The following is a 25,554-nucleotide window of genomic DNA, read 5'->3' on the forward strand; positions in this document are numbered from 1 at the left end:
ATGAAAAAACGTGAAGTGCCCGCGTCTGTGAAAGACGAACGGCTTGTGAAAAAAAGGCGCAATCAAATGATAAAAGGGGCGATTTCGCTATTTAAGCAAAAGGGGTTTCATCAAACGACGACGCGCGAAATTGCCCGCGCTTCTGGCTTTAGCATCGGAACGTTATACGAATACATTCGCAAAAAAGAAGATGTCCTTTATTTAGTGTGCGATCGGATTTACGATGAAGTGCGCGATCGTATGGAGCAAGCAATCGATACGACAAAAGGGGATTTAGACGGTTTAAAATTAGCGATTGATTACTATTTCCGTGTCGTTGACGAGCTGCAAGACGAAGTGCTCGTCATGTATCAAGAGGCAAAGTCGCTCGGCAAAGAATCGCTTCCGTATGTGCTTAATAAAGAATTGCAAATGGTTGCGATGTTCGAACATATTTTACGACGTTGCGTAGACAATGGGGTATTTTCATTAACGGAACGAGAAATTCAATTGTTTGCACATAACATTTTCGTTCTCGGTCAAATGTGGGGATTCCGTCGTTGGGCGTTGAAAAAAATGTATACGCTCGATGAATATATTGAATTGCAAACAAAGCTATTGCTTGAAGGCATTATGAAGCGGTAGCGAAAGGGGATGGGAGAAACATGGCTCACATTTATCGTCCAAAACATCACGTTCGCTTTGTGACGGCGTCTAGTTTATTTGATGGGCACGATGCAGCCATTAACATTATGCGTCGCATTTTACAAGCAAGCGGAGCGGAGGTCATTCATCTCGGCCATAACCGCTCCGTTGAGGAAATTGTGAACGCCGCCATTCAAGAAGATGTACAAGGAATTGCGGTATCTTCATATCAAGGCGGCCATATGGAGTTTTTTAAATATATGTACGACTTATTACAACAGCGTGGCGCAGGGCATATTCGCATTTACGGCGGTGGCGGTGGCGTCATTATTCCAAGGGAAATAAAAGAGTTGCACGAATACGGCATCGCCCGCATTTTCTCACCAGAAGATGGGCGTCGCTATGGATTGCAAGGAATGATTAACATCATGATGGAAGAATGTGATTTTCCGACCGTCAAGGAAATTACCGATGAAGTAGAGCGATTAGCGAACGGGGACGTTCAAGCGGTGGCGCGCTTAATTACCGTATGCGAAAATCGCGTCAATACTCATAGCGAAGTTGCCGCTACAACGGAAGCGGTTTTACAACAAGTGAAAGCGATGGCGAAACGCGTACCAGTTATCGGAATTACTGGAACAGGTGGAGCCGGCAAAAGCTCGCTCACAGATGAGCTCGTTCGTCGCTTTTTAAATGAAATTCCAGAGAAGAAAGTAGCCATCTTATCGGTTGACCCGACGAAGCAAAAAACGGGCGGTGCGTTGCTTGGGGATCGCATTCGTATGAACGCCATTTCTTCTCCGCGTGTATATATGCGCAGCTTAGCAACGCGTAGTTCACGTTCGGAATTGTCGCTTGCCATTCAAGACGCGATTGAAGTCGTGAAAGCAGCGGGTTTTGACTTAGTGATTGTGGAAACGAGCGGCATCGGACAAGGGGATGCAGCAATTAAAGATATTTGCGATATTGCGATGTACGTCATGACGAGCGAATTTGGCGCCCCATCTCAGCTTGAAAAAATTGATATGATCGACTATGCCGATCTCATCGTCATTAATAAATTTGAGCGCAAAGGGTCAGAAGATGCGAAGCGTCAAGTACAGAAGCAATATCAGCGAAGCCACCAATTATTTGATCGCGACGTAAGCGAAATGCCTGTATTCGGCACGATCGCAAGCCAATTTAACGATCCGGGAACAAATACGTTATTTGTCGCATTAGTCGACTTAATTAATGAGCGAATGGGCACGAATTGGACGACGACGTTGCAAAAAGTCGATCATGTTGAAAAACAAAACGTCATTATCCCGAACGAACGCCGCCATTATTTGCGTGAAATTGCCGATACGATCCGACAATATCATAAGCGCGTCAATGAACAATGTGAAATTGCTCGCCGCGTATTTCAGCTCGAAGGCGCTATCGAAACGATGAATGAGCGCTATCATGAACAAGCATTATCAGCCTTGCAAGAGGCCAAGCGATCATATGAAGAAAAATTAACGCCAGAGTCAAGAAAACTATTAGCTTCATGGGAAGATGTCAAAAAGAAATATGCCGCTAAAGAGTTTGTGACGAAAGTGCGCGATAAAGAAATCGTCACCCCGCTCACAACGAAAAGTTTAGCAGGTTTAGATATTCCAAAAGTCGCGTTACCAAAGTTTAAAGATTACGGAGAAATTTTACGATGGCTTTATAAGGAAAATGTGCCAGGTGTATTCCCGTTTACAGCAGGTGTGTTCCCGTTTAAACGACAAGAGGAAGATCCGAAGCGGCAATTTGCAGGAGAAGGTACGCCAGAGCGAACGAATCGGCGCTTCCATTACTTATGCAAAGACGATCCGGCGAAACGGTTAAGCACCGCCTTCGACTCTGTGACGTTATATGGAGAAGACCCGAATGAACGTCCAGACATTTTCGGGAAAATTGGCGAAAGCGGCGTAAGCGTTTGTACGTTAGACGATATGAAAAAGCTATACAAAGGATTTGATTTATGCGACCCACTTACATCCGTATCGATGACAATTAACGGTCCTGCGCCGATCATTTTAGCGATGTTTATGAATACGGCGATCGATCAACAAGTAGAGAAAAAAGAAGCAGAGCTTGGGCGAAAGTTGACGAAAGAAGAATATGAGCAAGTGAAAGCGCAAACGTTACAGACGGTACGCGGAACAGTTCAAGCGGATATTTTAAAAGAGGATCAAGGACAAAATACGTGCATCTTCTCAACGGAATTTGCGTTGCGTATGATGGGGGACATTCAACAATATTTCATTGACAATCGCGTTCGTAACTATTATTCTGTGTCGATTTCAGGCTACCACATTGCCGAAGCAGGCGCAAACCCGATTACGCAATTGGCATTTACGCTAGCAAACGGTTTTACGTACGTGGAATATTATTTAAGCCGAGGCATGCATATTGATGATTTTGCGCCAAACTTATCATTTTTCTTCAGCAACGGTCTCGATCCAGAATATACTGTCATCGGTCGCGTAGCCCGACGCATTTGGGCGGTTGCGATGCGTGAAAAATACGGGGCAAATGAACGAAGTCAAAAGTTGAAATATCATGTCCAAACATCAGGACGTTCGCTTCACGCGCAAGAAATTGACTTTAACGACATTCGTACAACACTACAGGCGCTTATGGCGCTTCATGATAACTGTAACTCATTGCATACGAACGCCTACGATGAGGCGATCACAACACCGACCGAAGAGTCTGTTCGTCGCGCGATGGCGATTCAGCTCATCATTACAAAAGAGCATGGATTAACGAAAAACGAAAATCCGCTACAAGGTTCATTTATTATCGAAGAATTAACCGACTTAGTGGAAGAGGCGGTATTAAAAGAGTTTGAGCGCCTTGATGAGCGCGGTGGCGTACTTGGCGCGATGGAAATGCAATATCAACGCGGTAAAATCCAAGATGAATCGATGTATTATGAAATGAAAAAACATAGCGGAGAACTGCCGATCATCGGGGTAAACACATATTTAAACCCGAACGCAGCGGTTGAAGAAGAAATTGAAAGCCTACAGCTTGCACGCGCATCATACGAAGAAAAGCAATTACAACTTGAAAACTTACGCAAATTCCATGAAGAACATAAAGACGAAGTGGAAGCGGCGCTCGCTCGTTTAAAACATGTCGCAGTAAGCGGTGGCAACATTTTTGCTGAGTTGATGGAAACAGTCAAAGTAGCAAGCTTAGGACAAATTACGAAAGCGTTGTATGAAGTCGGTGGACAATATCGCCGCAATATGTAATGTCGGGGGATGTCCCGACATTTTTTTTGGGCAACCGTCTAGCATAAAGTAAATGAATTTGTTTATAATGAATGGTATGGATTTTTGTTGTTTTCATACGTTGGAGAAAGGGAGTGCGGAAAGTGAGTTTGGAGCAATACTCTCAAGAACAATTGCGAGAGATGTCTTTCGTCGAACTTGCGTATTTGCTATTGTGTGAGAAAAAACAGACGGTGTCATTTCAAGAGATGGTCGAGCAACTCGTCGCGATGAAAGGGCTATCTGAAAGTGAAGTAAGCGCACGACTAGCGCAGTTTTATACAGATTTAAACGTCGACGGCCGGTTTATTTGTGTTGGGGAAACGGCTTGGGGCTTACGCTCGTGGTATCCGTATGATCAAACAGAAGACGAAGCGGTGCCTGTAGAACGCGTGAAGAAGAAGAAAAAAGTGGCGGATGACTTTGATGACTTTGATGACATGGTCGATGAGGACGAATTAGTATATGACGATTTAGATGAGGAATTATTGGACGACGAAGAATTGTTAGACGACGATTTTGAATTAGATGAAGACGAAGAAGTGATTGACGACTTATTAGACGAAGAACTAGATTTAGATGATGAACCGATTGATGAAGAGCTAGATGTCGTCGATGAAGAATTAGAGTTAGAAGAAGATGAGGAATTATAACCTTGACTTTTTACCTCGATATATGTAGAATTCTGTTTGGGCTCTTTTCATAGAGATACGTTCGCTCCCTTACATATTTGTAAGCGGAGCGTTTTTATTTTTCCCCGAATTCGCACACACTGTAACTATTCCAAATGAATCGAGGGGGAAGGTCATGACAAAATATATTTTTGTAACAGGTGGCGTCGTATCATCGCTTGGGAAAGGAATTACGGCTGCTTCACTTGGTCGCTTACTAAAAAATCGCGGCTTGAAAGTGACCATTCAAAAATTTGATCCGTACATTAACGTTGACCCAGGAACGATGAGTCCGTATCAACATGGAGAAGTGTTTGTCACAGATGACGGGGCAGAAACGGACTTAGATTTAGGGCATTACGAGCGCTTTATTGACATTAATTTAAACAAATACAGCAACGTCACAACAGGAAAAATTTATTCCACCGTATTGAAAAAAGAACGTCGCGGCGATTATTTAGGAGGAACGGTACAAGTCATTCCGCACATTACGAACGAAATTAAAGAGCGTGTGTTTAGGGCAGGACGTGAGACGAATGCGGATGTTGTTATTACTGAAATCGGTGGAACGGTTGGCGACATTGAATCTCTTCCGTTTTTAGAGGCCATTCGTCAAATTAAAAGCGATGTCGGTCGCGACAATGTGATGTACATTCATTGTACACTTGTGCCGTATATTAAAGCGGCAGGTGAAATGAAAACGAAACCGACGCAACATAGCGTCAAAGAATTGCGCAGCTTAGGCATTCAGCCAAACGTCATCGTCGTGCGCACAGAAATGCCGATGTCTCAAGATATGAAAGATAAAATTGCTTTGTTCTGCGACATCGATCCGAAAGCGGTTATTGAAGCGCGCGATGCCGATACGCTATACGCTGTACCGCTTATGCTTCAAGAACAAAAATTAGATCAAATTGTTTGTGAACATTTAAAACTAAACTGCAACGAACCGGATATGACAGAGTGGGTTGCGCTTGTTGAAAAAGTGCGCAACTTATCAAACAAAACGACGATTGCGCTCGTTGGAAAATATGTTGAACTACAAGATGCGTATATTTCTGTCGTCGAAGCGTTACGTCATGCAGGATATGCCTTTGATGCTGACATCGATATTCGTTGGATTAACTCTGAGCATGTCGATCGAGACAACGTCGCTCAGTTGCTTCAAGGGGTAAATGGTATTCTCGTTCCGGGCGGATTTGGCGACCGCGGCATTGAAGGAAAAATTGAGGCGATTCGCTATGCGCGTGAACAGCGCATCCCATTCCTTGGCATTTGTTTAGGTATGCAACTGGCGTCTGTCGAGTTCGCTCGTCATGTCGTCGGCTTAAAAGGTGCGCATTCAGCGGAAATCGATCCAAGCACACCGCATCCAATTATTGACTTATTGCCAGAACAAAAGGACATTGAAGATTTAGGTGGAACGCTTCGCCTCGGCTTATATCCGTGCAAGCTTGTGGAAGGAACGAAAGCGTACGACGCGTACCAAGATGAGGTCATTTATGAACGTCATCGCCATCGTTATGAGTTTAACAATGAGTACCGTACGATGATGGAGGAAAATGGTTTCGTCTTTTCAGGTACAAGCCCAGATGGCCGTCTTGTCGAAATTGTCGAATTGAAAGATCACCCATGGTTCGTTGCGGCGCAGTTTCATCCAGAGTTTACATCTCGTCCGACGCGTCCACAGCCGCTTTTCCGCGAATTTATTCGCGCATCGTTGCAAAAATAAAGGAGGATGTCCGATATGGGCATCCTCTTACTCGTATTCTGCGACAATTTCTTGCGTCATGAGCGCTAAACTATGATAAGCGAATAAAGCGGCAATCGCAGAAGGAAAACCAACGCGTGTACCATCTTCTGTTGGAACGAGCGACTGTTTTAAACATAAATCAATATGCACGTCGACGTAATCAACAAGTGTTTGTGTCGTTTCTTCTATGATGGATGACATACCGATCGTCCATATGTTTTGTTCTTGAAGTTGTTTAGCGATGCGAATCGCTTCTTCATTTGTACAAAAGCGTGAAACGATGAGCACGCGATCAGCGGTTGTTACTTCGTATATATCTAGCCGTTTTACGTTTGGTAGCTTTTCAGCTCCATAAAGCGCCTCCGCAACAACTGCTTCCATTTCATCGATGCCGTAAATAAAAATCGTTCCGTTACTAATGACTGCTTGTGCAAGTAAGCGGGCAGCATCTTCAAACTGCTCCTCTTCTTGTGCGCTTATTCGTTGAAACACACCTGTAAGTTGTGTCGATAATATTTTTAACATGGTGAATCCCCTTCTCATGCGACGTTGTCTATGGTGTTCATTATATTAAAAAATAAAAAAATGATCAAAATTCGAACATGAAGCAGGATAAATGGTAAAAATTTCGAAATAATGATACGATAATAAAAATAGGAGCTTTACATATGAAAAAAGAGAAAATAGAGGTGTTGATATGGCGGGGAAGATTTTAATTGTGGACGACCAATTTGGCATTCGTATTTTATTAAACGAAGTGTTTCAAAAAGAAGGGTACGAAACGTATCAGGCAGCCAATGGTGTTCAGGCACTTGATTTGTTTGCGCAACATTCTCCAGACTTAGTGTTGTTAGATATGAAAATCCCAGGCATGGATGGGGTTGAAATTTTAAAGAAAATGAAAGAGATGAATGAAAATGTTAAAGTTATCGTCATGACGGCCTACGGTGAACTAGATATGATTCATGAGACGAAAAAGCTCGGTGCGCTGACTCATTTTGCGAAACCTTTTGACATAGACGATATGCGTGATGCAGTGAAGAAATATATTGGTTAACCATTGACAGGTTTTTGAACTTTTTTCACAAAGTTTTGTTCGTTTCGGTGAATAATGTTGATGGATGGAAACAAAGTTTGTTATTCTTATAATGTACATACTATTCGAGACCGTCTTGTATAAATTTGTCGTATTTTGGTCATTGTACATGTGAAAGGCGCTTTCGGATAGTGAACAATGGCTACATTTAAGGAGGATTTAACGATGCCTTTAGTTTCAATGACGGAAATGCTTAAGCAAGCATTGGCGGGTAAGTATGCGGTCGGTCAATTCAATATTAACAACTTAGAATGGACGCAAGCGATTTTAGCGGCGGCGGAAGAAGAGAAATCTCCTGTCATTCTCGGTGTGTCAGAAGGGGCGGCTCGCTACATGGGCGGCTTTAAAACTGTCGTGAACATGGTGAAAGGGTTAATGGAAGACATGAACATTACTGTTCCTGTCGCTATTCACCTTGATCACGGTTCAAGCTTTGAAAAATGTAAAGCAGCGATCGACGCTGGATTTACATCAGTCATGATCGATGCATCGCATCATCCGTTTGAAGAAAACGTTGAAATTACATCAAAAGTTGTCGAGTACGCTCATGCACGTGGCGTATCGGTTGAAGCGGAGCTCGGGACTGTTGGTGGACAAGAAGATGATGTGGTGGCAGAAGGGATCATTTATGCAAATCCAGATGAGTGCGAAGAGCTTGTGAAGCGCACAGGCATTGACTGTTTAGCGCCAGCGCTCGGTTCTGTACACGGTCCATACAAAGGAGAACCGAAATTAGGTTTTAAAGAGATGGAAGAAATTCGCGATCGTACAGGCGTACCGCTCGTATTACACGGTGGCACAGGTATTCCGACAGAACAAATTCAACGTGCTATTTCGCTCGGTACATCAAAAATTAACGTCAATACAGAAAACCAAATGGCGTTTACAAAAGTGGTGCGCGAAGTATTAGCAAAAGATGAAAAAGTGTACGATCCGCGCAAATTCCTCGGCCCTGGCCGCGATGCGATTAAAGAAACAGTGATTGGCAAAATGCGCGAATTCGGTTCTTCCGGCAAAGCGTTGTAAGGCAAGCCGCACCGTTTCAGCCTTGCTGAAGCGGGCGGTTTTGTTTCATTCCATTTTGAAAGCGTTTAGGAGGTTGAAAATTATGAAATTTTTTATTGACACAGCGAACATTGATGAAATTCGCCACGCTCATGAACTTGGCGTTTTAGCGGGGGTAACGACCAATCCGAGCCTCGTTGCCAAAGAAAACGTATCATTCCACGATCGTCTTCGTGAAATTACTTCTCTCGTTTCAGGCTCCGTTAGCGCTGAGGTGATTGCAACAGATGCAGAAGGAATGATTGCAGAAGGAGAAGAGTTAGCGAAAATTGCTCCAAACATTACAATTAAAGTGCCAATGACACCAGAGGGACTAAAAGCAGTAAAAGTGTTTAGTGAAAAAGGAATTAAAACGAACGTCACGCTCATCTTTAGTGCAAATCAAGCATTGTTAGCGGCGCGTGCTGGTGCAACGTACGTCTCTCCATTTTTAGGACGCCTCGATGATATCGGTCATAACGGCTTAGACTTAATCGAAACGATCGCTAACATTTTTGCGATTCACGATATTGAAACAGAAATTATCGCTGCATCTATCCGTCATCCACAACATGTGACAGAAGCGGCATTAAAAGGGGCGCACATCGCGACAGTTCCTTACAACGTGTTGATGCAACTGTTTAAGCATCCACTGACAGATCAAGGCATCGAAAAGTTTTTAGCAGACTGGAATAAAGCGAACCAAAAATGATGATCGAACCGTTTTCCGTCGCGTTTTAGTACTTGCTTTGCGAGAAGGGAGACAAATATGGAAAAGTTAAAAATCGTTGGCGGTGACTTTCTTCGAGGCTCCGTGCGCATTAGTGGAGCGAAAAATAGCGCCGTCGCGCTCATTCCAGCCGCTATTTTAGCAAACTCACCTGTAGTCATTGAAGGATTGCCGAACATTTCAGATGTTCATGTGCTCGGACAATTAATCGAAGAAATTGGCGGTGCTTTTCATTTCGATGAAAACGAAGTCGTCATCGACCCGTCGCATATCGTTTCCATGCCTTTGCCGAACGGAAAAGTAAAAAAGTTGCGCGCGTCATATTATTTAATGGGCGCCATGCTAGGACGTTTTAAAAAGGCGGTCATCGGTCTTCCGGGTGGGTGTCATCTCGGTCCGCGTCCGATCGACCAACACATTAAAGGATTCGAGGCGCTCGGGGCGAAGGTAACAAATGAACAAGGCGCGATTTATTTATGGGCGGAAGAGCTTCGCGGGGCGCGCATTTACTTAGATGTCGTTAGCGTCGGGGCGACGATTAACATTATGTTAGCTGCTGTCTTAGCGAAAGGGAGAACGATTATTGAAAACGCGGCAAAAGAACCGGAGATTATTGATGTAGCGACGCTGTTAACAAATATGGGTGCGCGCATTAAAGGAGCAGGAACAGACGTCATTCGCATTGATGGTGTTGAACAGTTGCACGGTTGCCGCCATTCCATTATTCCGGATCGCATTGAAGCGGGGACGTACATGATTATCGGTGCAGCAATGGGAAAAGAAGTTGTCATTGATAACGTCATTCCGCAACATTTAGAAGCTGTGATTGCGAAAATGCGCGAGATGGGCGTTAGCGTGGAAACGAGCGATGACCAAATTTTTGTAGCGACGAAAGATCACTTACGCGCAGTTGATATTAAAACGCTCGTTTATCCGGGCTTCCCGACCGATTTACAACAGCCATTCACTTCACTATTAACGAAAGCGTCTGGGACGAGCATCGTCACCGACACGATTTATAGTGCGCGTTTCAAACATATTGATGAATTGCGGCGCATGAACGCCAATGTGAAAGTCGAAGGGCGTTCAGCGATTATTACAGGGCCATCGCGGCTGCAAGGGGCAAAAGTGCGTGCGACCGATTTGCGCGCAGGAGCAGCGCTTGTCGTTGCCGGATTAATGGCCGAAGGGATTACAGAAATTACAGGGTTGGAGCATATTGATCGCGGCTATAGCAACTTAGTTGACAAACTTGCTAATCTTGGCGCAACGATTTGGCGCGAACAAATGACCGAGCAAGAAATCGAACAACTAAAGAACACATAATGCAACAAAGGGGAGAGGGAGAAACGATGGAAAGAAGTTTATCGATGGAGCTTGTCCGTGTAACAGAAGCCGCAGCACTAGCTGCAGCGCGCTGGATGGGGCGCGGTAAAAAAGATGAAGCGGATGAGGCGGCCACGTCTGCGATGCGCGATGTATTCGATACAGTCCCGATGAAAGGAACGGTTGTCATCGGTGAAGGGGAAATGGATGAAGCACCGATGTTATACATTGGGGAAAAGCTTGGCAACGGTTACGGCCCGCGCGTCGATGTCGCAGTCGATCCGCTTGAGGGAACAAACATTGTCGCCTCTGGTGGCTGGAATGCGTTAGCTGTTGTAGCAGTAGCAGATCACGGCAACTTGCTTCACGCACCGGACATGTATATGGACAAAATTGCTGTCGGACCAGAAGCGGTCGGCATGATTGACATTAACGCTCCCATTATCGATAATTTAAAAGCTGTCGCCAAAGCAAAAAATAAAGATGTGGAAGACGTTGTAGCGATCGTTTTGAACCGTCCGCGCCATGAGCACATCATTGCCGAGTTGCGCGAAGCGGGGGCGCGCATTAAGCTTATTAATGACGGCGACGTTGCGGCGGCGATCAATACAGCGTTCGATCATACAGGGGTAGACATTTTGTTCGGTTCAGGCGGTGCACCAGAAGGGGTATTAGCCGCTGTTGCGCTCAAATGTCTCGGTGGAGAAATACAAGGAAAACTGTTGCCGCAAAACGATGCTGAAGTAGAACGATGCAAGAGCATGGGCTTAGATATAAACCGTGTGTTGCGCATGGAGGACCTCGTCAAAGGAGATGACGCTATTTTTGCCGCAACGGGTGTAACGGACGGAGAATTGCTGCGGGGGGTACAATTTAAAGGGGCATATGGCGAAACACACTCCGTTGTTATGCGGGCGAAGTCAGGAACCGTTCGTTTCATTGAAGGACGCCATAGCTTGAAGAAAAAGCCGAACCTTGTTATGAAGTGATCGCGAGATGCGCGAACTTTTTGCGCTCTCGCTCTTTTTCTATTGATTGACAATATGAAAAAAGGGTAAAATAGTCGTGTTACGTCCCTTCTCATCATCTTTTCATCTTCGCTTTTTCCATCCAAAGAGAAATTCATGAAAATTAAATAAAAGAGTGGTGTAAGTATGGAGCTAGGAGATTTAACGATTGCAACACTAGAAAATATGACAATTAAAGAGCTATATGAGTTAGCTCGCCAATACAAAATTTCATATTACAGCAAACTAACAAAAAAAGAATTAATTTTTGCGATTTTAAAAGCGCGCGCCGAGCAAGACGGCCTCTTTTTTATGGAAGGCGTGCTTGAAATTATTCAATCAGAAGGATTCGGCTTTTTGCGTCCGATTAACTATTCCCCGAGTTCGGAAGATATTTATATTTCCGCATCGCAAATTCGTCGTTTTGATTTGCGCAACGGTGATAAAGTTTCAGGAAAAGTGCGGCCGCCAAAAGAAAACGAACGATATTTCGGCTTATTGCACGTCGAGGCTGTAAACGGTGAAGACCCAGAAATCGCAAAAGAGCGCGTCCATTTCCCAGCGCTCACACCGCTTTACCCAAGCCGTCAAATGAAGCTGGAAACGACGCCAGACAAGCTATCTACCCGCCTCATCGACTTGATTGCTCCGATCGGATTCGGTCAGCGCGGCTTAATTGTCGCACCGCCAAAAGCAGGAAAAACGATGTTATTAAAAGAAATCGCTAACAGCATCACAACGAATCACCCTGATGTTGAACTGATTGTCTTGCTCATTGATGAACGCCCAGAGGAAGTGACGGACATTGAACGTTCTGTATCAGCCGATGTCGTCAGTTCCACGTTTGATGAAGTGCCAGAAAACCATATTAAAGTGGCGGAGCTTGTGCTCGAACGGGCGATGCGTCTTGTCGAACATAAGCGTGACGTCGTCATTTTAATGGATAGTATTACGCGTTTAGCGCGCGCATACAACTTAGTCATTCCGCCGAGCGGGCGTACGCTTTCGGGAGGAATTGACCCAGCGGCATTCCATCGTCCGAAGCGGTTTTTCGGGGCGGCGCGCAACATTGAAGAAGGGGGCAGTTTAACGATTTTAGCTACCGCTCTTGTCGACACAGGTTCGCGCATGGATGACGTCATTTACGAGGAATTTAAAGGAACAGGAAATATGGAGCTTCATCTCGACCGATCACTAGCGGAAAAACGTATTTTCCCTGCCATCGACATTCGTCGTTCTGGCACGCGAAAAGAAGAGTTATTAATTCCGGGGGAACATTTAGAAAAATTGTGGACCATTCGCAAGACGATGTCGGACACGCCAGACTTTATTGAACGTTTTATTCAACGTTTAAAGCAAACGAAAACGAACGACGAGTTTTTTGCGATGTTAGATGAAGAGTGGAAAGCAAATGGAAATTTAAAACGGTTATAAATGGATAGTTGCAAAACATCGGGACGGTTGTTATAATTTTATCATGTGTGTTTTTCATTGCATATAAACTCTGTTTCGAAAAGATTCAGGGCGGAAGGAGATGAAATGAGATGAAAGCAGGAATCCATCCAAACTATAAAAAAGTGATGGTTAAATGTGCGTGTGGAAACGAGTTTGAGAGCGGTTCTGTTAAAGACGAAGTGCGCGTAGAAATTTGCTCAGCGTGCCATCCATTCTACACAGGACGTCAAAAATTCGCTTCTGCTGCAGGACGTGTTGATAAATTTAACAAAAAATACGGCCTTAAGTAATCCGTATGTCATGAAAACAGGCAAGCGAACATTTTTCACTTGCCTGTTTTTTTCGTGAAAGCTTGAAAGAAAGGGGACGCCCTCATGTATGTTATGAAGCAATCCGGCTGGCTTGAAGTCATTTGCGGCAGCATGTTTTCGGGAAAATCAGAGGAGCTCATTCGTCGTGTACGCCGCGCGCAGTTTGCGAAGCAAGAAGTGAAAGTGTTTAAGCCAGCGATTGATAATCGATATAGCGAAGAAGCAGTCGTTTCCCATAACGGAACGTCTGTTATTGCCATTCCGGTGTCATGTGCATTAGACATTCGCAAGCATATTACTGCGCATACGGACGTTGTGGCAATTGATGAGGTGCAATTTTTTGATGAACATGTCATTGACGTCGTGCAACAGCTTGCTGATGAAGGATATCGCGTCATTGTAGCTGGATTGGATCAAGACTTTCGTGGTGAGCCGTTCGGTCCCGTTCCAACGTTAATGTCCATCGCCGAATCGGTAACAAAGCTACAAGCTGTTTGTACTGTCTGCGGTTCCCCAGCATCGCGCACGCAGCGGCTCATTGACGGACGTCCTGCATCTTATTATGATCCTGTCATTTTAATCGGTGCGAGCGAATCGTACGAACCACGTTGCCGCCATCATCATGAAGTGCCCGATCATCCGATAAAAACCCAACAATTCCAGATGAACAGCAAGATGAAATAATAGTTCATTGCATGGGAATATAAAAAGATATCCAATTACGATAAAAGGTGCTCTCGTAAAAAATGAGGGCACTTTTTAAAACGATATAATAGACAAAAAATTTAAAAAAGTTATACAATTAATTTAAATTTGTTGTTAAGGAGCGAATGTATGAATATCCATAAATTCGTCATGCCTGAAGTTATTTTTGGTAACGGTTCCATTCAACAGGTAGGGGAAAGTTGTGTGCGACTTGGGGCAACGAATGTATTTATCGTTAGTGACCCAGGAGTTATGGAGGCTGGTTGGCTAGATGTAATTGTAAGAAGTTGTCGGCAAGCGGGGTTAAGCTATACAACATTTCACGACATAACCATTAATCCAAAAGATAAAGAGGTGGAGAAGGGGTGTCGTATATACCTCGAAAACGAATGTGATGCGGTTATCGGGGTTGGCGGTGGAAGTTCCATTGATGTAGCAAAAGCAATCGCCATTCTTGTTACCAACGGTGGGCGGATTCATGATTATGAAGGGGTTGACAAAATTCGTTATCCTCTCCCGCCACAGGTAATGGTGCCTACAACAGCAGGATCAGGCTCTGAGGTTTCTCAATTTTCTGTAATTGTTGACACAGAGACAGAGAAAAAGATGACGATCATTTCCCGTTCACTTATTCCCGATATTGCGATCATTGATCCTGAAACATTGTCGACTAAAAGTCCGCATTTAACTGCCTCAACAGGTCTAGATGTGTTAACCCATGGTATTGAAGCTTATGTTAGTCTGGCAGCAACACCTTTGACGGATGTACATGCTAAAAATGCTATTTCACTTGTTGCTGAATATTTGCGGCCTTCGGTAGCTTCAAAAATGAACCTAGAGGCTAAAATAAACATGGCAATGGCATGCTTACAGGCTGGTCTAGCTTTTTCTAATGCAATTTTAGGAGCGGTTCATGCAATGTCGCACGCGGTAGGAGGAAAATATAATCTCCTTCACGGAGCAGTGAATTCGATTTTGTTACCACATGTGATGGAATACAACTTGTTAGCAAATCCAAAGAAATTTGCAGATATTGCTCTTTTTCTAGGTGTTGATATTCGGGGAATGTCGAATATGGAGGCTGGAAACAAAGCAATTGAGCACGTGAAACAGCTGACTATGGATATTGGTACGCCACAAAGGCTAGCGGATATAGGTGTTGAGAAAGATCAGTTAAAAAAGATGAGTGTTTCCGCTTTTCACGATGCGTGCATGATTACAAATCCACGAGATGTAACTATAGAAGACATTGAGGGACTATTTAGAAAGGCATGGTAAGTGCGATGAGAGATAGGCAACAAATCATCAACTTATTAACAGGGGTACAATCTTCAAAGAAGAGCTACTATACCGAATTAAAAAAAATGGTAAATGAGTTAAAAAAGAAGAATATGCAGTTAGAAATCATCAATGATATTACAAAGAGCTTTAATATCGACATGTCGATCGATGATATGCTGAAAAATACGTTTGACAAACTAAAAGAGATTTTCCCTATAGGGCGAATTAGCTTGTTGCTATATGAACAAGAGCAACTTATATTAACGAACGTATATCCAGAACAAGATTTATATTTTCCAGTTGGATTTGTGGTGCCAAAAGAGCATTCTCTTTACTGGAAAGTAATGCAATCACTTGAGAAAATGTTCTATCAAGTACAAGAAGAGAAAGCATTTTTTGAAAATAAGATATACCAAGCACTAGGAATTCGTAGCATACTACTTATCCCGCTTATGAGAAAGGCGCAAGTTATTGGTTTGCTAAGTATTGGTAGTGAGGAGGTGATTATGTACGACGAATCTGATCTCTCTTTTTTTCAACAGTTTGGTGACCAATTGGCAGTCTGTATTGAAAATGTTCGCCTTTACAATGAAGTGCTGACAAGTAAAAAAGAATGGGAGGAAACGTTTCGGGCAGTCTCCGAAATGATATTCGTTGTTGATTTAGAAGGGAATATTTTGAAATATAATGATGCAGCTAAAGCTTTTTTTTCAATGAATCTATATAACATAAATATTTGTGAGTTACTATCGATAAATTTTAAGGAAAGTCCGATTGTTGAAATGATAGAAACCAAAAAACCTGTCCATCGTCAATTTTATATCCAGCAACGTGTTTGTGAGTTTCATTCTTATCCTGTATGGAACGAACAACAAAAAATGTATGCGATTATTATTTACATCAATGATATTACTGAAAAATTACAGATTGAAGCGCAACTTATTCAGTCTGGGAAACTTGCTGCTATTGGGGAGATGGCAGCTGGCATTGCACATGAACTAAACAATCCACTAACTGCAATTCTTGGTAATGCACAATTGTTGTTACGATCAATTAAGAAAGATGACCGTTCGTATAAATTATTGTATGATATCCATTTATGTGGGAAACGGTGCAAAAGCATTATTCAAAACTTATTGACGTTTTCTAGACAGGATGAATATGTATTTGAATTGTGTTCTATAAATGAAGCTGTTGAGCAAGTTTTAGGGTTAATTGGAGATCAAATTCAAAAACAGAATATTAGGATTCAAAAAAAACTAGATAGTTCGTTGGGTTTGATCGAAGCAAACATACAGCAAATTGGACAAGTTATTTTAAACTTTTTAATCAATGCAAAAGATGCATTGGAAGAAGTGGAAAGTGATCGAAAGGTAATTGTGATTGAAACGAAACAATTTATCGAGAACGAGAAACAATGGGCCGTTCTATGTGTTAGGGACAATGGAAAAGGAATTGCAGAGCAACATTTGCAAGAAATTTTTAATCCATTTTTTACAACTAAGAGACCGGGGAAGGGGACAGGTCTTGGTCTCTCGGTCAGCTTAGGTATTGCAGAAGCACACGGTGGGACCATTGAGGTAGTTAGTAAGCTAGGTAGAGGAAGTGAATTTTGCTTAAAGATTCCTTGCGCAGTGAAGGAGGAAAATGAATGAAAAGTATTTTAGTCATTGATGATGAGCGTGAGGTAGGTACATTTTTTAGTCATTTTTTGGAGGGAAAGGGCTATAGTGTAAAGATTGGATTTAGTGGAAAAGACTTTTCCGAACTTATTAGACAGCATCACTTTGATTTGGCATTAATTGATGTGAAGTTGCCGGATACAAATGGGCTAGATTTGTTAAAGCAACTGAGGGTTTCACTTCCTTTTTGCAAAGTTGTGGTGATGACGGGCTATAGTACTGTAAAAACAGCGGTGGAAGCAATCAAATACGGGGCAAGTGACTATGTGGAAAAACCATTTGACGATATTGATCAACTGGAACAACTAATTGATGGTTTGTTGTATAGCGGTGTTACTTCGACACAAAATGATATGTATAAGTTAGCTGAAACGCTTGGGTTTATCGTTGGAACGAATAAAGAGATGAATGATTTATTAAAGTTTGCATATAAAATCGCAAAGAAAAATGTAAATGTACTTATCGAAGGAGAAACAGGTACAGGAAAAGAAGTTCTTGCTCATTTTATCCATAGTGCTAGTATGCGATATGATCATCCTTTTGTTGGGGTTAATTGTGGTGCGGTTTCAGAAACATTATTGGAAAGTGAACTGTTTGGCTACGAAAAGGGAGCATTTACGGGAGCAGTAAAAGAAAAAAAGGGAATTTTCGAAATTGCTAACCGTGGTACGTTGTTCTTAGATGAAATCGGTGAAGCTTCGCTTGCTACACAAGTAAAGTTGTTGAGGGTATTAGAGACGGGGGAATATATGCGAGTCGGTGGTGAAACAGTTCGGAAAACAAATGCACGTATTATTGCCGCAACTCATGTAAATCTTGCTAAGGCGGTGGAGGAAAGAAACTTTCGGGAAGATTTGCTCTATCGCCTTGATGTTGTGAAGTTGACTATCCCACCACTTCGTGAACGTCTGGAAGATTTGCCGCTTCTCGTTGAGTACTTTTTGAAAAAGTTAAATATTTCTATGTCATTTTCTGAGGATAGTATTGCTTGTATGAGACAATATTATTGGCCTGGAAATGTAAGAGAGTTATTTAATGTTGTCAAACGAGCAGTAACATTAGCAGAAGGAGAAACAGCTGTTATTACTCCTTCATATTTACCTGAAAAATTAAAGGTTTCACTACCTTTGAAGCGAGCGGATGATGAGCAAGACAAGAAAAAGGAATTAGACTTCGAGGTATATTTGCAACAATGGGTAACCCACGTTTTGTCCATGTGGAGAAGCAATGAAAAAGTGGATCTTGAATATGTGCTTTCTTTAGTCAAGGAGATGGAGGTAGAGATGAGTCGTTCGTTTATTATGAAGACGCTAAAAGAAACTATTGGGAACAGAAAAGAAGCAGCGGAGCGCTTAAATATTACAGTCCGAAAGTTAAGGTACTTACTAAAAGAAAAGGGATCAGATTCAAAGTTGTAGATCACTTTTGATCTGATCCCCTCTGTACAATAAGCATAACAACGTCACAAAAGAGTGTGTTCTCAATTAATTCTCCTCGACCTTGTTAAAAAACGTACTCCTTCGCGCCCTTCAAGTGAAAACATGCCACCGCGGCCAGGTACAACATCAATAATCAATTGGGTATGTTTCCAATATTCGTATTGCGCAGCGTGCATATAAAATGGGCATCCTCCGATTTCGCCAAGCAATACGTCTGAGTCCCCGATGATAAACTCCCCTTGTGGATAACACATCGGTGAGCTTCCATCACAACAACCACCAGATTGATGAAACATAAGCGGACCGTATGTTTCTTTTAATTTTTCGATAAGTTGTAGCGCAGCTTCGGTCGCTACTACTTTCGGTTGCATGCACAATCAGCTCCTTTCAAAAAAGGCAGCGCTTTTGAGACGCTGCCTGAACGATTAGAAAAATCCAAGTTTTTTCGGCGAATAGCTAACAAGTAAGTTTTTCGTTTGTTGGTAATGTTCGAGCATCATTTTGTGCGTTTCACGACCGATTCCTGACATTTTATATCCACCAAACGCTGCATGAGCCGGATAAGTGTGATAACAATTCGTCCAAACGCGTCCAGCTTGAATGCCGCGACCAAATCGGTATGCGGTATTTATATCGCGCGTCCATATTCCGGCACCAAGTCCGTATAATGTATCATTGGCAATCGATAACGCTTCATCTTGATCCTTAAACGTTGTGACGGAAACAACGGGACCGAAAATTTCTTCTTGGAAAATACGCATCCGATTATGTCCCTTAAAGACGGTTGGCTTCATATAATAACCACCTTGTAAATCCCCTTCTAACATGTTGCGTTCGCCACCGATGAGAAGTTCAGCTCCTTCTTGTTTACCGATATCAATGTATGACAAAATTTTTTCTAGCTGTTCGGACGAGGCTTGAGCACCGATCATTGTGCTCGTATCGAGCGGGTTGCCTTGTTTAATTTGTTTGACTCGCTCTAATGCTCGTTCCATAAATACATCGTAAATGGATTCTTCGATTAATGCACGCGAAGGGCATGTACAAACTTCCCCTTGGTTTAGAGCGAACATTGTAAATCCTTCAAGCGCTTTATCAAAAAATTCGTCATCTTTCGCAGCGACATCGGCGAAGAAAATGTTTGGTGATTTTCCCCCAAGTTCAAGTGTGACCGGAATTAAGTTTTGAGATGCATACTGCATAATGAGACGTCCCGTCGTCGTTTCGCCGGTAAAGGCAACTTTTGCGATACGTGGGTTGGAAGCGAGCGGTTTGCCAGCTTCAAGACCAAATCCATTGACGACATTCACAATGCCTTTTGGTAGTAAATCTTGAATGAGTTCGATCAGCACGAGAATCGATGTCGGTGTTTGTTCAGCTGGCTTTAGTACAACGCAGTTGCCAGCAGCTAAAGCAGGTGCGAGTTTCCAAGCCGCCATTAAAATTGGGAAATTCCATGGAATAATTTGTCCGACAACGCCGAGCGGCTCTTTAAAATGATAAGCGACGGTATCCGCGTCAATCTCTGCCAACGTGCCTTCCTCAGCGCGAATGCAGCCGGCAAAATAGCGGAAATGATCAATAGCTAGAGGAATGTCAGCCGCACGTGTTTCACGAATCGGCTTTCCATTTTCCCACGTTTCCGCCACGGCAAGCATGTCTAAGTTTTCTTCCATTCGGTCTGCGATTTTATTGAGCAGACGCGCCCGTTCAGCAACAGATGTACGTCCCCATGCTTCTTTCGCTGCATGAGCTGCGTCGAGTGCTAATTCAATATCAGCAGCTTTTGAACGAGGGACCTCGCAATATACTTGTCCAGTAACAGGTGAAATGTTTTCAAAATATTCCCCATCTATTGGCGGGACCCATTCCCCACCGATGAAATTTTCATATCTCTTTTTGAATGTAATGAGTGAACCAGGTTGTCCCGGTTGGGCGTAAATCATGTAAATTCCTCCCCTTTTAAACTTTTAGATTGGGGGATGGTGCCCCCGTTCCCTTATGATTTTTACAAAGTTAAAACAACACGTCCGTTGATCTGTCCCTTCTCCATTCTCTCGAATACTTCATTGACCTTATCTAACGGAACAGCTTCCACGATTGGACGAACTTTCCCTCGAGCCGCAAAATCTAATGCTTCCTGCATGTCTTTTCTTGTTCCTACGATCGATCCTTTTACTGTAATACCATTTAAGACAGTATCAAAAATCGGTATTGGTAATTCATCGTTAGGTAAGCCCACAACAACAAGGCACCCCCCACGCTTAACAGACTGATAAGCTTGTTCAAAGGCTTTTTTTGTCACAGCAACACTAATAGCAGCCTGAACCCCGCCCACTTTTTCACGGATTGCCGTTACCGGATCCTCTTCTAGTCCGTTAACAGCAATATCTGCTCCTAATTTTGTTGCGAGTTCTATTTTTTCATCGCTAATGTCTACAGCAACAACATTGAACCCCATGGCTTTAGCATATTGTAAAGCGATATGGCCTAACCCACCAATCCCGTAAATGGCAACCCAGTCACCTGGTTTGGCATTCGATACTTTTAAAGCTTTATATGTGGTCACCCCAGCGCAAAGAATAGGTGCGACTTCTACCGGATCTAGATTTTCAGGTATTTTTGCTACATAGTTTGCTGGGGCCTTGCAATATTCCGCATATCCACCGTCTACTGAGTAGCCGCCATTTAATTGATGTGGACAAAGTGTTTCTTGTCCACTTAGGCAATATTCACACTCCCCACACGCTGAATATAGCCATGGAACACCAACCCGATCACCAATTTTTATCGTTTTGACTCCCTCTCCTATTTCGACAACGACTCCAACTCCTTCATGACCGGGGATGAGAGGGAGTTTAGGTTTAATTGGCCAGTCCCCATGAGCCGCATGTAAATCGGTGTGGCATACTCCGCAAGCCTCGATTTTGACAAGTACCTCACCGTACCCTAACTTTGGTTTTTCTACCTCTTCGATGCTTAGCTTTTGTTTGAACTCGTGAACGACTGCAGCTTTCATTTCTCCAGCTCCCCTTTCAAAAAATTTTTCGTTCGCATATTATTCAAGCAAAAATCATGCCAACTTTAATTAACTATGAAAATAGGCATAAACTAATATATATTGCCGAATTTTTGTCCATTTTTCCCAAATAAACGATATTTCGTTCACAAAATTGTAACAATTTTAAATGGACTTTCTTATTTCATTAAAATGTAGTACAATTATAAATTAGACTGTGTATGGAACATGGATAGGGGTGAATATTGTGTTTGACCGTTTACAAGCGGTAGAAGCCCGTTATGAAAAATTAAATGAACTATTAATGGATCCAGATGTGTTAAATGATCCGAAAAAGTTGCGTGATTACTCAAAAGAGCAATCCGATTTAGCTGAGACTGTCCAAACGTATCGTGAATATAAAACGGTGCGTGAGCAGCTTGCGGATGCGAAAGCGATGCTTGAAGAAAAGCTCGATCCAGATATGCGCGAAATGGTGAAAGAAGAAATTAGCGAACTAGAAGAGCGTGAAGAGCAGCTTATTGAAAAGCTAAAAGTATTGTTGCTTCCGAAAGATCCGAACGATGATAAAAACGTTATTATGGAAATTCGCGGAGCGGCAGGTGGAGAGGAAGCAGCGCTTTTTGCAGGCGATTTATACCGCATGTACACGCGCTATGCCGAGTCGCAAGGATGGAAAACAGAAGTCATTGAAGCACATCCGACAGGACTTGGCGGCTATAAAGAAATCATTTTTATGATTCAAGGAAAAGGAGCGTATTCGAAGCTGAAGTTCGAAAACGGTGCCCATCGCGTCCAGCGCGTACCGGAGACGGAGTCAGGCGGACGTATCCATACGTCGACAGCGACGGTAGCGTGCTTGCCGGAGATGGAAGAAATCGAAATTGAAATTAACGAAAAAGACATTCGTGTCGATACGTTTGCTTCGAGTGGTCCGGGTGGACAGAGCGTCAACACGACGATGTCAGCGGTTCGTTTAACGCACATTCCAACAGGAATTGTCGTCTCGTGCCAAGACGAAAAGTCGCAAATTAAAAATAAAGAAAAAGCGATGAAAGTATTGCGTGCGCGCATTTACGATAAATACCAACAAGAAGCGCGTGCGGAGTATGATCAAACGCGCAAACAAGCCGTTGGAACAGGAGATCGCTCCGAGCGCATTCGCACATACAACTTCCCGCAAAACCGCGTGACCGATCATCGCATCGGCTTGACGATTCAAAAGCTTGATCAAGTGTTAGAAGGAAAGCTAGACGAAATTATTGATGCGCTCATTTTAGACGATCAATCGAAAAAATTGGAGCAAGCGAACAATGAGCAGTAAAATATATGAAGTCCTTCAATGGGCTTCTTCTTTTTTCCGAGAGCACGGCAAAGAAGAAACGGCTGCAGAATGGTTGTTGCGCCACCATTTGCACATGACGCGCGCACAATTATTTGCTTCGTTGCGTGAACCAATTGATGAAACGAGCAAGCAAACATTTATCGCCGATGTAAAAAAACATGCGCTTGAACATATACCGATTCAATATATCATCGGACATGAACAGTTTTACGGTCGAACGTTTATCGTCAACGAACACGTATTAATTCCGCGCCCGGAAACAGAAGAGCTCGTTTCTCACGTGCTTGCCCGCACAACCGAAAAAGCGCTTTCCGTCGTTGATGTCGGAACAGGTAGCGGAGCGATTGCGATTACGTTATCGTTAGAACGGCCAACATGGCAAGTGTATGGCATTGATATTGCCGCTTCGTCGCTGGAAGTGGCGGCGCGAAATGCCAATCAGCTTGGTGCTTGCGTTCATTGGCTCGAAGGGGATTTACTGCAACCGATCATCGACCGTGGCATACAAGTGGATGTTGTCGTTTCTAATCCGCCGTACATCCCAGCGTCTGACGTTCCAGCGCTATCGCCCGTCGTACAAAAAGAACCGCTTCGTGCGCTTGTCGGTGGCGAAGACGGCTTGTTGTTTTATCGTCGCTTGATGGAACAATTGCCACATGTAGTTACCTCGCAAGCACTTATTGCATTTGAAATCGGGCACGGACAAGGGCAGGCGGTACAAACGATGTTACAACAAACATTTCCTTCCGCGCATGTTGACGTCCTTTTTGACATAAACAGCAAGGAGCGCATCGTCATCGCCGATCTCGCTTCCGAGTAACATCGGAAGCTTTTTTATATTTTTTCATTTTCATAGTTTATGAAACTCCTTTTCTGGTTACACTGCATAACAAGAAAGGGGAGATAAACGATGAATAAATACGTGATTATTTTATATATAACAATGATTATGATCGGTGCGCTTGTGACGATGTATAGCCAACAAACAGAGGCGCAAAGCGATGTTGTGATTCCAAACGAAGCGGTACGGTTGCGCATTTTAGCAAATAGCGATTCGCCGGAAGATCAAGCATTAAAGCGTGCAGTTCGCGACGAAGTAAATAAACAAATTACGACATGGGTAAGCGATTTGACGTCATTTGAAGAAGCAAAGCAAGTTATTGCCCAACATGTGCCAGACATTGAGCAAACGGTCGCTCGTGTTCTTCAAGAAAAAAAGAGCAATCAGTCGTACAACGTGACGTTTGGACGTGTATCATTTCCAACGAAAATATACGGCTCGTATGTATATCCAGCAGGTGAATACGAAGCGGTATTAATTACGCTAGGAAAAGGAGAAGGAGCGAATTGGTGGTGTGTTTTATTCCCACCGCTCTGTTTTCTCGACTTCTCCACAGGTGAAGCCGTTCGTCCTGTGGAAAAACAAGTGGAACGAGAGACACCGATCGAACAAATGACTGAACAACCGCTCGTTGTGGAAGATGAACAGCAAGTAGAAGTGAAATTTTTCGTTGCAGAAGTATGGAAAAAGCTTATGCAATAACATATCCACAAAATTATCAACAAAAAGCAATAACATATCCACAATTTGTGGACAATTGTTGAGTATTTTGTATGAATCTTTTATACTCATGAAAGAATTGGCTGTGGAATGCTTGTAAAATGTCAATCAACAAACAAGCAACTTGAATATGTATGAGGTGAAAGCATTGAAAACACATGTGTTTTTTGTGGATAAAAATGTGGATGAGTTAAACAGTTGTCCACAAGTGAAACAGGCCGCAGCGTATTTACAACGAGGCGAGCTTGTTGCTTTTCCGACAGAAACGGTGTATGGTCTTGGAGCGAACGCCATGTCCACAGCAGCTGTGGAAAACATTTTTGTAGCGAAAGGGAGACCGAGCGATAATCCACTTATTGTTCACATTGCGACAACGGAGCAGTTGCATGATATTGCTTGCGACATTCCTCCTGTTGCATACACATTGATAGAGCATTTTTGGCCTGGTCCATTAACGCTCGTTCTCCCAAAAAAAGAAGCAGTCTCTCCGCGCGTAACAGCAGGGTTAAATACGGTTGCGGTGCGCATGCCGAACCATCCGATTGCCCTTGCGCTTATCAAAGCAGGCGGGCTTCCGATCGCAGCACCGAGCGCCAATCGTTCAGGGAGACCGAGTCCGACGACAGCCAAACATGTGCTTGATGATTTAGATGGACGGATTGCCGCCATTGTTGACGGAGGGCCGACGGGTGTTGGGGTTGAATCAACGGTCATTGACTGTACGACATCGATCCCGACCATTTTACGACCGGGTGGTGTGACGAAAGAAGACATTGAACAAGTGATTGGGGTTGTGGATATCGATCGTGCGCTTGTGGAAAAAGAAGCGGTGCCAAAATCTCCGGGCATGAAATATACACATTACGCCCCGAAAGCTCCGCTCGTTGTTGTGCACGGTTCTTCTACGTTTTTACAACAGCTCGTCAATGAAAAACGTGCCAACGGTTTTAAAGTGGGTGTGTTAACGACGGAAGAAGGACGTCATACGTATGAAGCGGATACCATTATTTCGTGTGGACAACGTAGCGATTTACGCACGGTCGCTCAACAGCTATATGATGCGTTACGAACGTTCGATCAAACGAATGTCGATATTATTTATAGCGAGGCTTTTCCGAACGAAGGAATCGGTGCCGCTATTATGAATCGTCTATTAAAAGCAGCGGGGCATGAGCAAATGATGGAAAAATAACGTCTAAACTCCTTAGCGCG

The 25,554-nt window shown here is 43.3% G+C and carries 23 protein-coding genes; 19 read left to right on the plus strand and 4 right to left on the minus strand.

Annotated elements, in window-relative coordinates; genetic code table 11:
- From ETB99_RS05640 to ETB99_RS05655, 4 genes are all read left to right on the plus strand, one after another.
- A complete protein-coding gene (locus tag ETB99_RS05640) occupies positions 1-624 on the plus strand; it encodes a TetR/AcrR family transcriptional regulator (RefSeq protein WP_035020162.1) in 624 nt (207 codons plus the stop codon).
- Between the two features lie 20 nt (positions 625-644).
- Positions 645-3,899 carry a fused isobutyryl-CoA mutase/GTPase IcmF gene (gene icmF, locus ETB99_RS05645; protein WP_077429155.1) on the plus strand — a complete coding sequence of 1,085 codons (3,255 nt, stop codon included), beginning with the start codon at positions 645-647 and terminating at the stop codon, positions 3,897-3,899.
- A gap of 71 nt (positions 3,900-3,970) precedes the next feature.
- Positions 3,971-4,570 (plus strand): DNA-directed RNA polymerase subunit delta, encoded by a 600-nt coding sequence (gene rpoE / locus ETB99_RS05650; protein WP_077429156.1) that lies wholly within the window; start codon positions 3,971-3,973, stop codon positions 4,568-4,570.
- 154 nt (positions 4,571-4,724) lie between these two features.
- On the plus strand, positions 4,725-6,320 hold the full coding sequence (locus ETB99_RS05655; RefSeq protein WP_171700138.1) for a CTP synthase: 1,596 nt from the start codon (positions 4,725-4,727) through the stop codon (positions 6,318-6,320).
- A gap of 27 nt (positions 6,321-6,347) precedes the next feature.
- On the opposite strand, the gene ETB99_RS05660 is transcribed toward ETB99_RS05655, so the two are convergent.
- Complete coding sequence (locus tag ETB99_RS05660; protein ID WP_171700139.1) at positions 6,348-6,866, minus strand: DUF2529 domain-containing protein; 519 nt, start codon at positions 6,864-6,866, stop codon at positions 6,348-6,350.
- 172 nt (positions 6,867-7,038) lie between these two features.
- On the opposite strand from ETB99_RS05660, the gene ETB99_RS05665 reads away from it, so the two are divergent.
- The 11 genes from ETB99_RS05665 to ETB99_RS05715 all read left to right on the plus strand — a co-directional run bounded on the left by ETB99_RS05665 (position 7,039) and on the right by ETB99_RS05715 (position 18,396).
- Complete coding sequence (locus ETB99_RS05665; RefSeq protein WP_006320988.1) at positions 7,039-7,398, plus strand: response regulator; 360 nt, start codon at positions 7,039-7,041, stop codon at positions 7,396-7,398.
- A gap of 204 nt (positions 7,399-7,602) precedes the next feature.
- Positions 7,603-8,463, plus strand: a complete 861-nt coding sequence (locus ETB99_RS05670; RefSeq protein WP_009360981.1) for a class II fructose-bisphosphate aldolase — start codon at positions 7,603-7,605, stop codon at positions 8,461-8,463.
- An 82-nt stretch (positions 8,464-8,545) separates the two neighbouring features.
- On the plus strand, positions 8,546-9,193 hold the full coding sequence (fsa, locus tag ETB99_RS05675; RefSeq protein ID WP_171700140.1) for a fructose-6-phosphate aldolase: 648 nt from the start codon (positions 8,546-8,548) through the stop codon (positions 9,191-9,193).
- Positions 9,194-9,250: 57 nt separating this feature from the next.
- A complete protein-coding gene (locus tag ETB99_RS05680) occupies positions 9,251-10,537 on the plus strand; it encodes a UDP-N-acetylglucosamine 1-carboxyvinyltransferase (RefSeq protein WP_171700141.1) in 1,287 nt (428 codons plus the stop codon).
- A 26-nt stretch (positions 10,538-10,563) separates the two neighbouring features.
- Positions 10,564-11,526 carry a class II fructose-bisphosphatase gene (gene glpX, locus ETB99_RS05685; protein ID WP_077429161.1) on the plus strand — a complete coding sequence of 321 codons (963 nt, stop codon included), beginning with the start codon at positions 10,564-10,566 and terminating at the stop codon, positions 11,524-11,526.
- 165 nt (positions 11,527-11,691) lie between these two features.
- Entirely contained in the window at positions 11,692-12,978 is a 1,287-nt protein-coding gene (gene rho, locus ETB99_RS05690) for a transcription termination factor Rho (RefSeq protein WP_171700142.1), read from the plus strand.
- A gap of 110 nt (positions 12,979-13,088) precedes the next feature.
- Positions 13,089-13,289, plus strand: a complete 201-nt coding sequence (gene rpmE, locus ETB99_RS05695; protein WP_003397039.1) for a 50S ribosomal protein L31 — start codon at positions 13,089-13,091, stop codon at positions 13,287-13,289.
- A gap of 84 nt (positions 13,290-13,373) precedes the next feature.
- Complete coding sequence (locus tag ETB99_RS05700; RefSeq protein ID WP_091700081.1) at positions 13,374-13,994, plus strand: thymidine kinase; 621 nt, start codon at positions 13,374-13,376, stop codon at positions 13,992-13,994.
- Positions 13,995-14,144: 150 nt separating this feature from the next.
- Positions 14,145-15,293 carry an iron-containing alcohol dehydrogenase gene (locus tag ETB99_RS05705; RefSeq protein WP_171700143.1) on the plus strand — a complete coding sequence of 383 codons (1,149 nt, stop codon included), beginning with the start codon at positions 14,145-14,147 and terminating at the stop codon, positions 15,291-15,293.
- Between the two features lie 5 nt (positions 15,294-15,298).
- Positions 15,299-16,951, plus strand: a complete 1,653-nt coding sequence (locus tag ETB99_RS05710; RefSeq protein WP_171700225.1) for a sensor histidine kinase — start codon at positions 15,299-15,301, stop codon at positions 16,949-16,951.
- A complete protein-coding gene (locus ETB99_RS05715) occupies positions 16,948-18,396 on the plus strand; it encodes a sigma-54-dependent transcriptional regulator (RefSeq protein WP_171700144.1) in 1,449 nt (482 codons plus the stop codon). Before ETB99_RS05710 ends, ETB99_RS05715 begins: the two co-directional genes overlap by 4 nt.
- Positions 18,397-18,458: 62 nt before the next feature.
- Here the strand turns inward: ETB99_RS05715 and ETB99_RS05720 are convergent, their stop codons facing one another.
- The 3 genes from ETB99_RS05720 to adhP all read right to left on the minus strand — a co-directional run bounded on the left by ETB99_RS05720 (position 18,459) and on the right by adhP (position 21,436).
- On the minus strand, positions 18,459-18,788 hold the full coding sequence (locus ETB99_RS05720; RefSeq protein ID WP_171700145.1) for a DUF779 domain-containing protein: 330 nt from the start codon (positions 18,786-18,788) through the stop codon (positions 18,459-18,461).
- Positions 18,789-18,842: 54 nt separating this feature from the next.
- Positions 18,843-20,363 carry an aldehyde dehydrogenase gene (adh, locus tag ETB99_RS05725; protein WP_004893051.1) on the minus strand — a complete coding sequence of 507 codons (1,521 nt, stop codon included), beginning with the start codon at positions 20,361-20,363 and terminating at the stop codon, positions 18,843-18,845.
- A 62-nt stretch (positions 20,364-20,425) separates the two neighbouring features.
- Complete coding sequence (adhP, locus tag ETB99_RS05730; RefSeq protein WP_128999593.1) at positions 20,426-21,436, minus strand: alcohol dehydrogenase AdhP; 1,011 nt, start codon at positions 21,434-21,436, stop codon at positions 20,426-20,428.
- 247 nt (positions 21,437-21,683) lie between these two features.
- Here adhP and prfA point away from each other — a divergent pair, with 247 nt between their 5' ends.
- From prfA to ETB99_RS05750, 4 genes are all read left to right on the plus strand, one after another.
- Positions 21,684-22,760, plus strand: a complete 1,077-nt coding sequence (gene prfA / locus ETB99_RS05735; protein ID WP_171700146.1) for a peptide chain release factor 1 — start codon at positions 21,684-21,686, stop codon at positions 22,758-22,760.
- Positions 22,750-23,601 carry a peptide chain release factor N(5)-glutamine methyltransferase gene (gene prmC, locus ETB99_RS05740; RefSeq protein WP_171700147.1) on the plus strand — a complete coding sequence of 284 codons (852 nt, stop codon included), beginning with the start codon at positions 22,750-22,752 and terminating at the stop codon, positions 23,599-23,601. Before prfA ends, prmC begins: the two co-directional genes overlap by 11 nt.
- 90 nt (positions 23,602-23,691) lie before the next feature.
- Positions 23,692-24,324, plus strand: a complete 633-nt coding sequence (gene spoIIR, locus ETB99_RS05745) for a stage II sporulation protein R (RefSeq protein WP_171700148.1) — start codon at positions 23,692-23,694, stop codon at positions 24,322-24,324.
- A gap of 148 nt (positions 24,325-24,472) precedes the next feature.
- Positions 24,473-25,534: an L-threonylcarbamoyladenylate synthase gene (locus ETB99_RS05750; RefSeq protein ID WP_171700149.1), complete on the plus strand. Its 1,062-nt coding sequence runs from the start codon at positions 24,473-24,475 to the stop codon at positions 25,532-25,534.
- Positions 25,535-25,554 lie beyond the last annotated feature (20 nt).

Origin of the sequence: Anoxybacillus sp. CHMUD, from assembly GCF_013096965.1 — a bacterium.
GTDB lineage: Bacteria > Bacillota > Bacilli > Bacillales > Anoxybacillaceae > Anoxybacillus > Anoxybacillus kestanbolensis_A.